Annotated in this window: 9 protein-coding genes and 1 pseudogene; 5 read left to right on the top strand and 5 right to left on the bottom strand. The window is 69.6% G+C overall.

What is annotated here, in order from left to right; translation table 11 throughout:
- Positions 1-700: 700 nt before the first annotated feature.
- Positions 701-1,036 (bottom strand): annotated as a pseudogene (locus tag OG738_RS34615) (lysine 2,3-aminomutase); the annotation flags it as partial.
- An 888-nt stretch (positions 1,037-1,924) separates the two neighbouring features.
- On the opposite strand from OG738_RS34615, the gene cysC reads away from it, so the two are divergent.
- On the top strand, positions 1,925-2,515 hold the full coding sequence (gene cysC, locus OG738_RS34610) for an adenylyl-sulfate kinase (RefSeq protein WP_329047359.1): 591 nt from the start codon (positions 1,925-1,927) through the stop codon (positions 2,513-2,515).
- A gap of 14 nt (positions 2,516-2,529) precedes the next feature.
- Positions 2,530-4,332 carry an ABC transporter ATP-binding protein gene (locus tag OG738_RS34605; protein WP_329047358.1) on the top strand — a complete coding sequence of 601 codons (1,803 nt, stop codon included), beginning with the start codon at positions 2,530-2,532 and terminating at the stop codon, positions 4,330-4,332.
- An 11-nt stretch (positions 4,333-4,343) separates the two neighbouring features.
- Here the strand turns inward: OG738_RS34605 and OG738_RS34600 are convergent, their stop codons facing one another.
- The 3 genes from OG738_RS34600 to OG738_RS34590 all read right to left on the bottom strand — a co-directional run bounded on the left by OG738_RS34600 (position 4,344) and on the right by OG738_RS34590 (position 8,958).
- A complete protein-coding gene (locus OG738_RS34600; protein ID WP_329047357.1) occupies positions 4,344-5,534 on the bottom strand; it encodes a sulfotransferase family protein in 1,191 nt (396 codons plus the stop codon).
- Positions 5,531-8,575, bottom strand: coding sequence for a type 2 lanthipeptide synthetase LanM (gene lanM / locus OG738_RS34595; protein WP_329047356.1), 3,045 nt, complete (start codon positions 8,573-8,575; stop codon positions 5,531-5,533). The genes OG738_RS34600 and lanM overlap by 4 nt, the downstream gene beginning before the upstream one ends.
- A gap of 164 nt (positions 8,576-8,739) precedes the next feature.
- Positions 8,740-8,958: a hypothetical protein gene (locus OG738_RS34590; protein ID WP_329047355.1), complete on the bottom strand. Its 219-nt coding sequence runs from the start codon at positions 8,956-8,958 to the stop codon at positions 8,740-8,742.
- A gap of 848 nt (positions 8,959-9,806) precedes the next feature.
- Between OG738_RS34590 and dpgB the strand changes: the two genes are divergently transcribed.
- Positions 9,807-10,475 (top strand): enoyl-CoA-hydratase DpgB, encoded by a 669-nt coding sequence (gene dpgB / locus OG738_RS34585; protein WP_329047354.1) that lies wholly within the window; start codon positions 9,807-9,809, stop codon positions 10,473-10,475.
- Entirely contained in the window at positions 10,451-11,674 is a 1,224-nt protein-coding gene (gene dpgC / locus OG738_RS34580; protein ID WP_329047353.1) for a (3,5-dihydroxyphenyl)acetyl-CoA 1,2-dioxygenase DpgC, read from the top strand. Before dpgB ends, dpgC begins: the two co-directional genes overlap by 25 nt.
- A gap of 9 nt (positions 11,675-11,683) precedes the next feature.
- On the opposite strand, the gene dpgA is transcribed toward dpgC, so the two are convergent.
- Positions 11,684-12,733 (bottom strand): 3,5-dihydroxyphenylacetyl-CoA synthase DpgA, encoded by a 1,050-nt coding sequence (gene dpgA, locus OG738_RS34575; protein ID WP_329047352.1) that lies wholly within the window; start codon positions 12,731-12,733, stop codon positions 11,684-11,686.
- A 272-nt stretch (positions 12,734-13,005) separates the two neighbouring features.
- Here dpgA and OG738_RS34570 point away from each other — a divergent pair, with 272 nt between their 5' ends.
- Positions 13,006-14,157 (top strand): FAD-dependent oxidoreductase, encoded by a 1,152-nt coding sequence (locus tag OG738_RS34570; RefSeq protein WP_329047351.1) that lies wholly within the window; start codon positions 13,006-13,008, stop codon positions 14,155-14,157.
- The last annotated feature ends 4 nt before the right edge of the window (positions 14,158-14,161 follow it).

The raw sequence follows: 14,161 nt of genomic DNA, 5'->3' as shown, positions 1-14,161 counted from the left end.
AGCGGTACCGCCCGTAGGACCTCATGGAGCTGGCCAAGCGCAATTTCGAACACCCTTCTTGCTGAGGTCGGCGTGCGCACGCTGGCGGCGGAGCTGGCTGACCGCGCCGTTTCGGACTACGACGGCGGTCGGTTCGCGTGCGCAGCGGGATGACCGAGGCCTGGAATCGTGGAGCAGCTGCACGCGGCAGCTACCGCGTGCGAGGACGCCGCCGCGGGCGAGCGGTTCACCGGGGACCGGGAGGTGCTGGTCTGGGCGCGGGCGCGGTTGGTGGAGGTTCTCCGCCGCGTGCCGGAACCTTGCGGCCGCGCTGATGACCGCCCCCACCCTGGCCACCGAACCGACCGGCTCGACGGTCTCGGGGTTGGAGTCGGCTGGCGGGCGCCACTCCGGCCGCTCGGCCTGGATCGCATCGGCAGCGCTGGGTCCGCCGCGCGAGCCTGCTGGCGACCCCGGGCTCGTTATGAAAAGGAGGTGGAGCACTTTGGCGACCGCCCGGGCTGAAGTGGTCGCCGGGCACCCATGTCTGTCCACAGTGGAATTTATGGGCCGTTTCTGGGCCGTATCGTGATCGGTCGCAACCGGTACTCACCGGCCCTGACCAGCACAAACGTCCGAGACGGCCGAGGGGGTGCGCGCGGCCCCGATTGGGCCCCGCGACACCCCCTCGGCATGCCTCTTGAAGTCTGACCCGCCGGCCTCAGCTGGACCGGTTCGCCCACCACTGCTGACCGGCTTCGGGCAGGGTCGCGATGGGGTCGTAGTACGGGTAGCGCCGCTGCAGCGCCTCACCACGGTCCTCGGCGTCCGCCTTGTCGACGCTGGTCAGGTAGTTCTTGGTCCAGTACGAGATCCCCAGCTCCCGGTCGTAGTCGGCGAGCTGGTGCACCCACCGCTTCCCGACATAAGGCACGTCGCACACGATCCGCGGGGTCGCGTAGCCGGGTAGGTACCCCATGATCGCGTGCTGCAGTTCCTGGGCCTCCCACACCGAAACCCGCCAGTGCTCGGCGTTCGGGATCATGTCGCACGTATGTCAAAGCTCTGGAATTCGCGCAGCCGAGCACGGGTTGAGCTGCGAGGTTAGCGAAGGTGAACATCCACAATGGACTCCTGGGCCGTTTCTGGGCCGTTTGCGGAAGAGGTGATCCGGTCAACGTCGACGGACAGCGGGCGTCAGTCCCGCGTGCGCTGTCACGCTCGCCGGGCGACCGAACTCTTGAAGCATAGGAGCTACTGTGTGCCTGCGCCATCGCCGGACTATGTGCAGATGAGGCCAGGTTTGTCGATCTTGTCTGTCGACCTTGGGTCGGTGGGCGTTGCGCCCGTGGCATGCATCGGCTGCCTGAGTTCTTCAACGGATAGTCGGGGTTGCCTTGGTGCGAGGCCCGACGGCCACTGACGGCACTACCGACAGTTAGATGACGTTGAGTATTCAAGTGAGCTGTGCCACAAGTGGATGGGGCTAGTGAGGATTGGGCGGTGCCCGTTCGACGCGCGAAGAGCCGGCGTCGTACGCGCGCCTGCGGGAAGCGTGGGAAGCGGGGGTTGGCGCCAACGCTGAGCGACTCGACCGTGGGCTTCGCGCGCCGGGCTGAATGTCCTGTTTCTGCTGAAACCGGTCAGTTTGCGTGCCGGTGCCGACACTCAGGCGGCTTTGTTGCGGCGGAAACGCTCGTTGGTATGCCGAGGTGATCAGATGATCGGCGAGGAGTTGCCTCGCGGTTTGGTTCACGAAATGGTTAATCAAGTTGTTGGATTCCAATGCTGCATGCCTAGCCGCAATGATCCGCCGCAGCGGCAATCCCGGGGGATTGCGGGTGAATTCGCGATGCCTTTTCGAGTTATTTCGAAAGGTGTTCGATCGCGGTCGGCCGATGGGTAGGTTGATTTCGCAATGGCGATCGGCTGGGCGGGGGCTGCGGTGGTGCGATTCGAGGGCGCGGTGCGAAGTCTGCCGGAAACGCCCCGGGCGGACACCGGACGGGGCATCACGGTGTGGCTGACCGGGCTGCCGAGCGCGGGAAAGTCGACGATCGCGCAAGGGGCCGCCGAACGGCTGCGGAGTTCGGGGCGGCGGGTGGAGGTGCTCGACGGTGACGAGCTCCGCCGGAGCCTCACCCAGGACCTCGGGTTCAGCAAGGGTGATCGGATCGAGAACGTCCGGCGGATCGGCTTCGTCGCGCGACTGCTCGCGCGTCACGGCGTAACGGTGCTGGTGCCGGTGATCGCGCCGTTCGCCGAGAGCCGGTCCGACGTGCGGGCCGGGCACGAGGCGGACGACCTGGGCTTCGTCGAGATCTACGTCGCCACTCCGGTGGACGTGTGTGCCGCTCGCGACGTCAAGGGGTTTTACGCCGAACAACGCGCGGGCCGGCTGACCGGGCTGACCGGAATCGACGACCCGTACGAACCGCCCCCGGACCCCGAGCTGGTCCTGCCGGCGCACCTTCAGTCCGCCGCGGAATCGGTCGAGGCGCTGTGTGCCTTCCTGGCCGGGCGCCCCGGCCGGTGACAGCAGTGCCGCCGGTGGCCGTGCCCGAGCCGGCTCAGGGGACCGATGCCGATCGTGTCGTGAGTCCCGCGGCACGCCGACCGGGCCCGAAGGCCCGTCCGCAGGTTCCGCTCCGGCGGATCGTGCGGCTGTTCGGGCCCCACCGGAAACGGCTGGCCCTCCTGGCCGGCCTGTTGACCGTTTCCTCAATGCTGGCCATGGTTTCCCCGTTTCTCCTCCGGGCGATCCTGGACGTGGCCCTGCCGCACGGCAATCTGGGGCTGCTGAGCCTGCTGGCCGGCGGCATGCTGGCGGTCGCGGTGGGCACGTCGGTGTTCGGCGTGCTCCAGACCTCGCTTTCCCAGGCGGTCGGGCAGGATGTCCTGCACGACCTGCGCACGGCGGTTTATGCCCACTTGCAACGGATGTCGCTGGCGTTCTTCAGCAAGACGCGCAACGGCGAGGTGCAGTCCCGCATCGCCAACGACATCGGCGGCATGAGCACGACGGTCACGATGGTGGCGACCACGGTCGTTTCGGGGCTCACCACGATGCTTTCCAGCCTGACCGCCATGCTCGTGCTGGATTGGCGCCTGACCCTCGTCTCGGTCCTCACGCTGCCGTTCTTCGTCGCCATCAGCCGGAAAGTCGGCGGCGAGCGCCGGAATCTTACGCTGGAACGTCAGGAGCAGGCTGCCTCGATGGCCGCTCTGGTCGAGGAATCCCTTTCGGTGAACGGATACCTACTCGGCAGGGTGCTCGACCGCACCGGCGTGCTCGTCGCCGAGTTCACCGGCCGGTCCCGGGCCCTGGCCGGACTGTCGGTCTCCTCGGCGACGGCGGGGCGCTGGCGGCAGGCCCTGGTCCAGATCGTCATGGCCGCCATGCCCGTGGTGATCTACTGGGCTGCGGGCCTGGGTGGCGGAGCCGTTTCGATCGGCACTCTGGTTGCGTTCGCCACGCTCCAGCAAGGTCTGTTCGCCCCCTCGCTGCAGCTGTTGCAGATCGGCATCGCGGTGCAGAGCTCGCTGGCGCTGTTCGAGCGGGTCTTCGAATACCTCGATCTGCCCGTCGACGTCCCCGAGCCGGCCCGTCCGGTCGCGTTGCCGCATCCGTTGGGGCACATCAGGTTCGAGAACGTCGACTTCGGTTACGACGATCAGCGCGTGCTGCACCGGATCGACCTCGAGCTGCCGCCGGGTGCTCACCTGGCCGTGGTCGGCGCGACCGGTGCGGGCAAGACCACCCTGGGCTATCTGGTGCCCCGACTCTACGACGTCACGAGTGGCCGGGTGAGCGTCGACGGGGTCGACGTCCGGGATCTGTCCTTCGCCACGCTGGCCGCGACGGTCGGCGTCGTCTCGCAGGACGTGTACCTGTTCCACGGCTCGATCGCGGACAACCTGCGGCTGGCCAAACCCGGCGCGGACGACGACGAGATCGCCGCTGCCGCGCGGGCGGCACAGATCGATGACCTGATCGCGGGGCTGCCCGAGGGCTACGAGACCGTGGTCGGTGAGCGTGGCTACCGCTTCTCCGGCGGGGAACGGCAACGCCTTGCCATCGCCCGCACGCTGGTGCGCAATCCGCCGGTGCTGATCCTCGACGAGGCCACCAGCGCGCTCGACACCGGGACCGAGCTAGCTGTCCAGCAAGCCCTCGATCGGCTGGCCGCCGGCCGGACCACGATCACCATCGCGCACCGGCTGTCCACCGTGCGCGCAGCCGACCAGATCGTCGTGCTCGACCAGGGCCGCATCGCCGAGCGCGGCACCCACGACGAACTGTGCGCGCTCGGCGGCCGGTACGCGGCCATGGTGGGGGAGCCGGTGCGGTAGGCGCCCCGGTTTCACCCGAGCGGCGCGGGAACCACCGTGCGCAGCGCTTCCACCACCCCGGCCAGGACGCTGGCGCCGACGGTGGCGCGAAGCGTCCCGGCGCGGATGGCACCGCCGATGTTCCCGGTGCCGGACACGAGCTCGCGCAGGGTTGCGGAGTCGGTGATGATCCGCGACTCGGCCGCACAGGCGCGTTCGCACCGGACCAGCCGTGGCCCGGCCGGGTCGACGGTCCAATACACGCCCAGATCCTCGAGCAGGATGCCGGTCCGGTGCGGCGCGGGCTCGTGTGCGCACGGTTCCGGTTCGGGTGCGGCCGGACCCAGCACGGCGTGGCCGGCGCGGGCCGAAGACGCCGCGCTCGGGTCGGGGACGGCGTGGGTGCCCTCGTTCCAGTCCGGGCCGACCTCGGGGTAGCCCGCAGCGATCAGCGCAGCGTTCATCCGCTGCATCAGCCCGGTGCCGATCAGGTCGACCGGCACCTGCCGGCCGGTGCCGACGCGCCGGTCGTGGACCGCGTCGGTGAACATCAGCTTGTGGTCGCCGGGGCCGATGTCGTGATAGGTGGTGAACGCCGTCGCCGCGATGTCTTCGACCGGGGGCACGCCGAGGAACGAGAACACGCCGTCCATGGTCTCCTGCGGATCGCGCACGAGGTCCTCGTACCGGACGAGCCGGGCCCGGTCCGCGAGGGCGGTCCGGGCGGCGAGCAGGTTTTCCGTGTAGTCGCACCAGCAGGTCACCATTGCGCGCACGAGATTGTCCGGGGAATCCCGCGCGTAGGGCTTCAGGCCGTAGGCTCCGAATCCCCAGCGGCCCGCGTCCAGGGCGGATACCACGAAGTCGAGACAGTGCCGGACGAGCACGACGAACCGCGCGTCCGGGTAGAGCTCGGCCAGCATCCGGAACTGGGTCACGTTGTCCGGCGACTTCTCGCACCACCGGGTCTTTCCCTGCTGCGCGGCGTAGGCATCCATCGGGGCGGCGGCGATCCGGGCGATCTCACGCATGCGGTCCGCGCCGAGCACCGGAGCGGAGGCGGCCATCGGCGACACGGTTCGCCAGCTGTAGCAGAGACTGTCGGCGATCGCGGCGATCCGCGTCTCGGGTGGGCTCGCGATCTCCGGGTGGGTGTCGGCCAGAACGCGGAACAGGGTCGAACCGGAGCGCGCCGCGAAGAGGACGAAAATCGGGTCGGTCATGCGGTTTCCTGTCCTGGTCGGGGGCCGGCCGGCAGTTCGAGGGTGAGTACCCGGGGCACGCGTGCCGGATCCGCGGCCCGGAGCAGTCCGAGACCGATGCCGGCCAGTCCGGTCATCAGCCCGTGGTCGGGCAGCAGCCCGGCCGAGCCGGTCAGCCAGCCGGAAGTGCGGCCGCTGGCGAGGATCGCGCTCAGCGCCGGTCCGGCTTCTTCCGCGCCGGCGGCGGTGAGGAACTCCCAGGCGCCCAGCGCGCCGTGGCACAGTTCGTGGTCGGTGCCGATCGCCCGGCGCAGCGCAAGCTCGCGGGCCACCGCCAGGCGGTCCGCGACGTCGACGCCCGGCAGGTCGATCCGGCCGGCGAGCTCGGTGAGCACCAGGCCGACGCCACTGGCACCCCGGCACCAGCTTTCCCGTTTGCCGGCCTGACGGCCGTGGCCGTCCGGCTGGATGCTGTCCTCCCAGCCGCGGTCGCGGTCGAGGAAGGCCGACTGCTCGGCACGCAGGGTGATTTCGGCGGCGGCGCGGTACTCCTCGGCGTTCGTCCCGCCCAGCACACGGGAGGCCCGGTCGAAGGCGAGCGCGGCGCCGGACAGGCCGTGTGCGACGCCGACCGGGGGAACCCGGGTGAACTCCAGCACCCGCTCCAGGTGCTGCCCGGTCGCTTCGAGGGCGCGGACCGCCGCCTCGTGGGCACCCGGCAGGCCGAGCCGTCCGGCCAGTTCGGTGGCCACCAGGGCGATCCCGGCCGAACCGCTGATCACGTCCCAATCGGCCGCCTCGCCGATGCCGGGAGTGGTCGCTTCCACGGCCGCCTGTGCCCAGCGCAGCAACGGCTTCTCGGCACGGATGGCGCCGAGGCAGCCCGCCGCGTAGATCACGCCCCACAGGCCGTCGAACGCGCCGAGCCGGCCTTGGCGCGCAAGCTGATCCGGTGCTACCCGGTCGAGCAAGCGATCGGCCCAGTCGAGCATGGCCAGTTCCGCCTGCTCGGCCAGCTCGGTGCGACGGCCTGAGACTGCTTCGAGGCACCCTGCGAACAAGGCGATGCCGGCCGCCCCGTTGTACAGCGTTCCGGTGGAGGGCAGGATCCGGCGCCGGTTCTCCGCGACGTCCAAGCAGGTCGGCCACCACGCCCGGCCGCCGGTCCGGGCCATCTGCCCGGTGAGCAGCGCCGCGATGTCTTCGGCCGCGTCGAGCAGTTCGTCCCGGCCGGGCGCGGCGCCGCCGAGGACGGGTTCGTAGCCGGGCTGCCACGCGCCCCGGTCGTTGTCGTCCGCGGCCAGGTCGAGGGTGTGCCGGAGCAGCCTGGCCTGCAGGGCCAGATCGGCTTCGGAGAGCCGGGCGAGCCGCTGGCGGACCAGGTCGAGACCACTGACCGGGTACGCGTCCTCGACCCAGGTGTCGTCGTGGGAGCCGTCCGGGCCGGGCAGGTACAACCGGCGTTCGCCGGCCACGAGGTCGAAGGTGGGGATCAGGCCGCGCAGCAGCACGGCGCGTTCGTGTTCGAAGACCGACCGGGCCAGCGGCCGGTGGTGGCCGTCCGGTGGCCAGAGGGTGTTGAGCTGCTCCTCCTGTGCGTGTGGCTCCGCCGCGGTGAGCGGACGGCCCAACTCCCGCAGGAACCGCGCGTAGAACGCGGTGCTGCGCGCCACGTGCCGGGTCCGCAGGCCGGTGAACCCGGCCAGCGCGCCGGTGGGCGCGATCAGCTCGTCGCGGACCTGCAGCAGCCATCGATAGGCCCGGTCGAACCCTTCGCGGACCGCGATTTCGTGGCCCCACACCGGAACCGGCTCGCCCACCGGCCCGGGCAGATGGGTGACCGGGGGGCGCGCCGTGCGCTGCAGCACGAACTGCAGCCGACCGTCCGGATCTCGGCGGGGCACCAGCCGCATCAGTTCGTCCATGCCGGGCGCTCGGTGCCAGCCGAGGACCGAGGCGTCGAACGACCGGTCGACCCCCGGCGGCTTGATCGGCTGCGGCAGGATGCCGGCCGCCATGACGGTGGCCCGCACATCACCGTCCTCTTCGGACTCCCCGTCCGCCGCTGTGGTGAAGGTGGTTCCGAAAAAACATTCCGGGTCGATGACGAACAGCTCGGCACCCCGGCAGAGCACGTTCTCCCGGTGCAGGTCGGTGGCCCGGAAGGCGTAGGCGAGTGCGGTGAGCGCGCCGACGCGGCGGTAGTAGGCGTCGACCCGCTCCGGCGAAGTCACCGGGCGCCAGGAGATCCGTCGTTGCCAGCCGTGTTCGCCCCGGTCGAGGGTGGGCGGGATCCGTGGCGCGAAGCCGGGTACGGCCTGGCCGAATGCGTCGAAGAGGGTACCGAGCTGCTGGTCGAGGGCCAAGCTGTGCGGTTTGTAGATCAACGCCCGGTCGCCGTCGAAGACGAGCTCGCACACGGTGCCGCGCTCATGCAGGTCGCCCACCGCGGTGAGCTCGACGAGCGGGGCCGGCAGCGCTTCGAGCAGCGGCCACAGCCCGGCCTGGTCGTGGCGGAACCGCCGGACCAGTAAGCGGATCGAGCGAGCGTGCACCGCGAGCACATGCTCGACCTGGCGATACAGCGGGCGGTACCGGGCCGCGAGGCTGCCGGCTGCGGCCCGGTCGCTGAACGCCCTCGCGAGCGCGTTCATCAGCCCGGTCTTCTCGGCCAGCTCGGTGGCGGCGTCCGCTTCCGGCGGCCCGTCCTCGACCCGGTCCGGGACGTCCTCGACGGCCCCGGCCGCGACCTGATAGATCAGGTAGCCCAGATGAGACGTCAGGCTGACACAGTAGCCCCGGGTGATGCCGGCGCAGGCGGCTCGATCGGCGGGGGCGCCGGGCACCCGATCCTCGGCCAGCTCGGCCAGCTCCGCCGTCATCGTCTCGGCGAGCTCTTCCAGCAGCGGCCAGAACGGGATCAGCGGCCAGGTGGCCGGGGTTTCGCGCAGCCACGCCACCGCGGAGTCCGCCAGCCCGGCCGGGCGGACTCCGCGGTTCGGGGGAGTGGCCGGCGGGACCGGCGGGGTGCCCTCCAGCGGCAGGGTCAGCCTGGCGGCCAACGCCTCGCCGGGTAACCAGCGAAACGGGATCAGCTCATGCCATCGATCCTGTGGATCCTCGCCGGTCGGTTTCCGGCCGGTTGCTGTCGACACCGCGATTCCCCTCGTTCGACCGTCCGGATCGCATTACCGGTCCGCGGACCGGTAATGCGATCCGGACGGAATCAGGCGCATTTGTAGGTGGACGGGCAACCGATTGTCGGCGACGGGCCGGTGACGGTGCAGACCAGCGTGAAATCGCACCAGATGGTGATGGTGTCGGGATTGTCGGCGGCACCGACGGCGATCGACTTCAGGAACAGGTCATCGGCCGAGGGCGCGTCGGGGGTAGCGGTGGTGGAATCGTGGCGCAGCCACGCATCGGACAAACGTGTAGCCAGCATGTGTTGTCTCCCTGGATCATATGTTGCTCGATGGGCCTTTGCTCATCGGCCAATCTAGTGCCGTCTCGGCAGACCTGCCCCGGGTTTCGAAAAATCGAAAGATGGTTATTCGAATTGATTGGAAAGGCTCGGCCATCCGGGGGACCGGGGCGAGCACACGGGCGCGTCGTGGTGCTGCCGGCCGCGGGTCGGCCTGGCCGGATCCAGCAGCGTCACGGTGAACGCTGGAGCAGGTACTTCGGCGTGGAATTGCCTGCCTCGCCGAGTGGGGCATCGTAGTCGTAGGAAGAGACCGGCCTCGCTTCCTACGACATCGGACTCCGCGACCCGGCGGCCACGCCCCGTCGCGGTCTGGGCCGGTATACCGTCCTGAGTGGCCAGGAAAGTTCACCGCCGCGAACCTCTTGCGTCTGGTAAGGGCCGGCCGTTGCTGTGATGGCTGTCACGGCCGGTTCCGGTCCGACGAGGCCGTCGGGGCAGGTCGTCGCGGTGGTTCGGCGACCGGTCAGGCGACTTCGAAAATAATCGAATGGCTTTCGCCGGGTGTGGGGACCGTGATGGGATGCCCGCTGTCGCGGAATGCGTTTCCGCTTGCGCGGTGCCAACCCCAGATCGCGCCGCGTTCCGGACCCGGTGTGTTCCGTCCGCACGGTCGGCATGCCGGGGTCGCTCCGTCTCCCGTGTCCGGAAACTCAAGGCGCTCAAGGAAATCCGTCGTTTCGGGTGGCGCCGGGGTCGGTGATTCAAGGAAGTTCGAAACGCTTGTGCGAGTCCTGAACCCGGCGACAGAATGCGGTTCCGGGTGGCTGGGCCATGTCGGAGAAAGCGCTCGTCGTCCGAGGAGACTCATGCGAGAAGTGTTCGGTACCGATGTGGTGGGTTCCGGGTTCGACATCGTCGGCGGTGAACCCTCCTGGGCCGCGGTGACCGCGTTGAACGAGTTCTACGACCGGGCCGAGGATCTCGGCGGCGCCGTGATCCTGCGCTGCGGCCGGCCTTCGGGATCACCGCAGGCCGGTGCGGACGGCGGAGAAGACCTCGACGTGCATTTGATCACCAAGTGGGAGTCGGCGCTGCGGCGGATCGAGCGATCCCCGGTGGTCACGATCGGGATGGCGCTCGGCGACTGTGGAGGCACCGCGCTGGAAGCGCTCCTCGCCACGGACTACCGGATCGCCGCGGCCGACGTCGTGCTGCGCCCGCCGCTGCGCGGCGGGCAGTTGTGGCCCGGCATGGTCGTTTTCCGGTTGGCGAACCAGCTCAGTGCGGGCGGGAGCCGCCTGCCGATCCTCTTCGGCGACGAGATCCCGGCGCCGCGGGGCGCCGAATGGGGTCTGATCGACGAGGTCGCGGAATCCGTGCCCGAGCGCGTCGCGGAGCTGCAGCCGCTGCTGGCCGCCTACAGCGGGCCCGAGCTGGCGATCCGGCGACGGCTGATGCTCGACGCCTCGTCGCAGACGTTCGAGGAGGCACTCGGTGCGCACCTCGCCGCGTGCGATCGACGGCTGCGGGGATGACGGCGCGGCCCGATCCGGCCGTGGACGCCGCCGCGCTGGCCGAGTACGTCCGGCAAGGTGCCGGTGTCGACGAGGTGCGCAGGGCACGGGAAGACTTTCTCGCGGTTCATGCTGAGGCGGTCTACGAGCGGTTGACCGCGGGCTTCCGCCGGTGGCTGCGCATCGGCGAGCTGGTTTCGGCCGCGGCCAGGGTGTTTCCGGGCCTGGTGCCGACCGAGGACGAGCTGGCCGCGGAGGAAGCGGTGCCGCCGGGATCCCGGCGGGGGCTGGAAATCGACCAGGCGATCTTCTTCCGCGCGGTGCTTTCGGCACCCCGCGCGGGCCGGCATCTGATCGAGTCGATGGCCCGGCCGACCGTGCGGGCCGGGAAGCTGCTGCCCGGATACCGCGAAACCGGCGCTGTGGACCTGGAATCCGTGACGGTGCGACGCCGTGGGCCAGCCGCGGAGGTGACCCTCCGGCGGCCGGATCACCTCAACGCCGAGGACAACGGGCTGGTCGCTGACCTGGAGACCGCGGTCGACCTGGTGCTGCTGGACCCCGCCAGCCGGGTCGGCGTGCTGCGCGGTTGCGTGATGACCCATCCGCGCTATGCGGGAAGGCGCGTGTTCAGCGCCGGGATCGACCTCAAGCACCTGGCCGCCGGGCGCATCTCCTACCCGGACTTCCTCCTGGGCCGGGAATTCGGCTGCCTGCGCAAGCTGATGCACGGCAACGGCGCGGCGAAGCCCTGGATCGCCGCGGTCGAGGGGTTCGCGATCGGCGGCGGCATGCAGCTGCTGCTGGTCTGCGACCACGTGCTGCTCGCTTCGGACGCCTACCTGAGCCTGCCGGCGGCGCAGGAGGGCATCGTGCCCGGCGTGGCGAACCTGCGGTTGAGCCGGTTCACCGGTCCGCGGCTGGCCCGGCAGATCATCCTCGGCGGACGCCGGATCGAGGCCCGTGATCCCGAGGCCCGGCTGCTGTGCGACGAGGTGGTCGACCCCGCCCGGATGGACGAAGCCATTGACGCGGCGGTCACCCGGCTGGTGGGCCCCGCCGTGCTCGCAAACCGGCAGATGCTCGCGCTCGCCGAAGAACCGGTCGAGGAATTTCGCGGCTACCTCGCGGAATTCGCCTACCAGCAGGCGCTGCGGATGAATGCTCCGGACGTGCTCGGCAAAGTCACGGGCTTCGCCAAAAAATCGAAGCGCGGATGACTGCTGCATTCACCACTGGATCAGTGCCGTTTCAATGGTCGAGCCGGGACCCATTGTCATGAGCACCCAGTACTCTCCAGGATTCGCTCTGCCTTCGGCCAGCAGTCGCTCGTAGGAAAACAGGAAGCTGCCGCTGGAGAGGTTCCCGTAATCGCGGAGAACGCTCTTCGTGTGGCGCAGGTCGTGCCGGGTGAGTCCGAGGTTGACCATGACCGAATCGATGACCTTGCGGCCGCCTGAGTGCACCACCCACTGGGCTATTTCACTGCGTCGTATCCCGGTTCCGGACAGTAGGCGGTCGACGACCTCTTCGGCATTCGCGCCGACTTCGTACGGCACTTCCCGGTCGAGGAAGAAACTGAACTTGCCCTGCTCTTCGTCCCAGTCGTAGCGCATCGCGCCGATGGCTTCCGGAATGATCCGGCTGGCGAACCGGAGCACCTGCGGGCCTAGCCGGCTGTCCTCGTTCGCGCACACCGCGAGCGCCGCCGCGCCATCGCCGAAAAGGCTGTTGACCACCGACGTCCGCATCGTGCCGTCGAAGACGTAAGCGGCCGAGCATGCTTCGATGCAGGCAAGAATGCCCAGCTCACCGGGGTTGGAACGAGCCCAGCCGGTGGTCGCGCCGAGAGCGTTGAGGCCGGCGTTGCAGCCCATGCCGACGACGTCGAGCCGGGCGGTGCCATACCCGAGCCCGATCCTGTCGAGTACCAGCGCGCTGAAGCCGGGAGTGAGGAAGCCGGTCGAGGAAACGCAGCAGAGGTGGCCGACGTCCGAGACGTCGGCGCCGAGTTTCTTCAGGCATTCCTCCACGGCTCGAACGCCCATTTCGATACCGGTGTTTCGATTTTTTTCGAGAAGCTCACCTTGGGATTCTCTGTGGCGCGTGCCGTCCGGGCCGATCGGCGGGAGGGTGAGGTACCTGCGTTCGATGCCGCCGTTGAGGAAAACCGAACGGATCCGCGGGTCGCGGATGTCATACGCGCCCAGCAAATCCAGTTGCGAATAGGCCGTCGGCGGGGTTGCCGTTCCGACGCCGAGCAGGCGTGCGGGCGGCATAGTCCGTGACGATCTCGTGGTCATGTGATTCCCCCGGGCGAACGATTTCTGGCCGGACACTGGTCCTTCCCAGTATGCCCACCGGGCGGCCGTCCCTCGCAAGTCCCGGATTCGCCCGGTTCCATTGCGGGTGGGCCGGGGAGTTGTTACCTTGGGGGGACAACATCGGGCTCGTCCGGTGCCGCAACCTGTCGCGCCGCTCACCGTCCCGTCGGTTCCTGGGGGCTTCACATGAGCTTTTTCTCCTGCGTCGCGCCGTTCGCCGGAGCGGAATGAAAGCGGTCGTCGTCGGTGCCGGAGTCGGTGGCCTCGCCCTCGCTCGCGGGCTGTGCTCGGCCGGCCACGAAGTCGTCGTCTGCGAACAGGCACCCGCGTTGCGGACTGCCGGCGCCACGGTGACCTTGTGGAGCAACGGCACCGGGATCCTGCGCGATCTGGGGGTCGGGCTCGGCGGCCTCGGCCGCACGGTGAACATGCTCGACACCTTCACCGACCGCGGACAGCTGCTCTACAGCATGCGGGTCGCCGACCTCACCGCCCGGTTCGGCTCGCCGACACTGGTGGTGCGGCGGGGCAGCCTGCTGACCCGGCTGCTCGAGGGGGAGACGTCCCCCAGTGTGCGGTTCGCCGCGAACTGCGTCGGCGTGCGCGAGGACGCTTCCGGGGTCGCCGCCCTCCTGGCCGACGGCACCGAAATCGCCGGGGACGTGCTGATCGGCACGGACGGGCACAACTCGGTCGTGCGCCGGCATCTGTTTGCCGACGGCCCGGCGAAACCCACCGGGATCGCGAGCTGGCAAGGGCTCTGCGACGCACCGGACGACCTCCTCGGCGACCACCGGACCCGGGCCTACATCGGCTCCGCCGGTATGTGCGCGCTGCTGCCCTGCGGGGACGGGAAGCTGCACTGCCTGTTCGAGCTGCCCTGGTCCCCGGGGACCGAAGTGTCCATTGTGGATCTGCAGGCGCGGTTCGGGCACCTGCCCGCGCCGGTGCCCGCCCTGCTGGACGCACTGGACGAAACGGAACTCGGCTTCTATCCCTACGTCCGCCATCGGGTTCCGCGCGGCTGGGGACACGGTCGGGTCACCCTGGCCGGGGACGCGGTCCACGCCTTGCCCGCGACCCTCGCGCAGGGTGCCAACCAGACGCTGGAGGACGCCTGGATGCTGGCCCGGCAGCTGGCCCGGCCGTGGCCGGGTGGGGATCCGGCGTCGCTGCTGCGCGGCTACGAGCGGGCACGGTATCGCCCGGCGAAGCTCGCGTCCGCCTTGTCGTCATTGAAAGCGCCGTATGACGTCCTGCCGCCGCGCGTGATCGGCCTCGCTGGCGACCGCTTGATGACGAACGTGTTCGCCGGGCTGCTCCGGCGGTTCAGCAACTACCTGGCCGAGCCGGCGCCGCGTGCCCGCGCCGCGGCCTGATCGC

It is taken from the genome of Amycolatopsis sp. NBC_01488 (assembly GCF_036227105.1).
In the GTDB taxonomy this organism is placed as follows: domain Bacteria; phylum Actinomycetota; class Actinomycetes; order Mycobacteriales; family Pseudonocardiaceae; genus Amycolatopsis.
Note: the sequence above shows the minus strand (reverse complement) of the source record. Positions and strands in the feature narration are given on the sequence as shown.

Bases quoted from the DNA above. Each gene is read 5' to 3' on its own strand.
- dpgB (WP_329047354.1), top strand. From the start codon at position 9,807: ATGCGAGAAGTGTTCGGTACCGATGTGGTGGGTTCCGGGTTCGACATC.
- OG738_RS34590 (WP_329047355.1), bottom strand. From the start codon at position 8,958: ATGCTGGCTACACGTTTGTCCGATGCGTGGCTGCGCCACGATTCCACC.
- dpgA (WP_329047352.1), bottom strand. From the start codon at position 12,733: ATGCCGCCCGCACGCCTGCTCGGCGTCGGAACGGCAACCCCGCCGACG.
- OG738_RS34570 (WP_329047351.1), top strand. From the start codon at position 13,006: ATGAAAGCGGTCGTCGTCGGTGCCGGAGTCGGTGGCCTCGCCCTCGCT.
- OG738_RS34600 (WP_329047357.1), bottom strand. From the start codon at position 5,534: ATGACCGACCCGATTTTCGTCCTCTTCGCGGCGCGCTCCGGTTCGACC.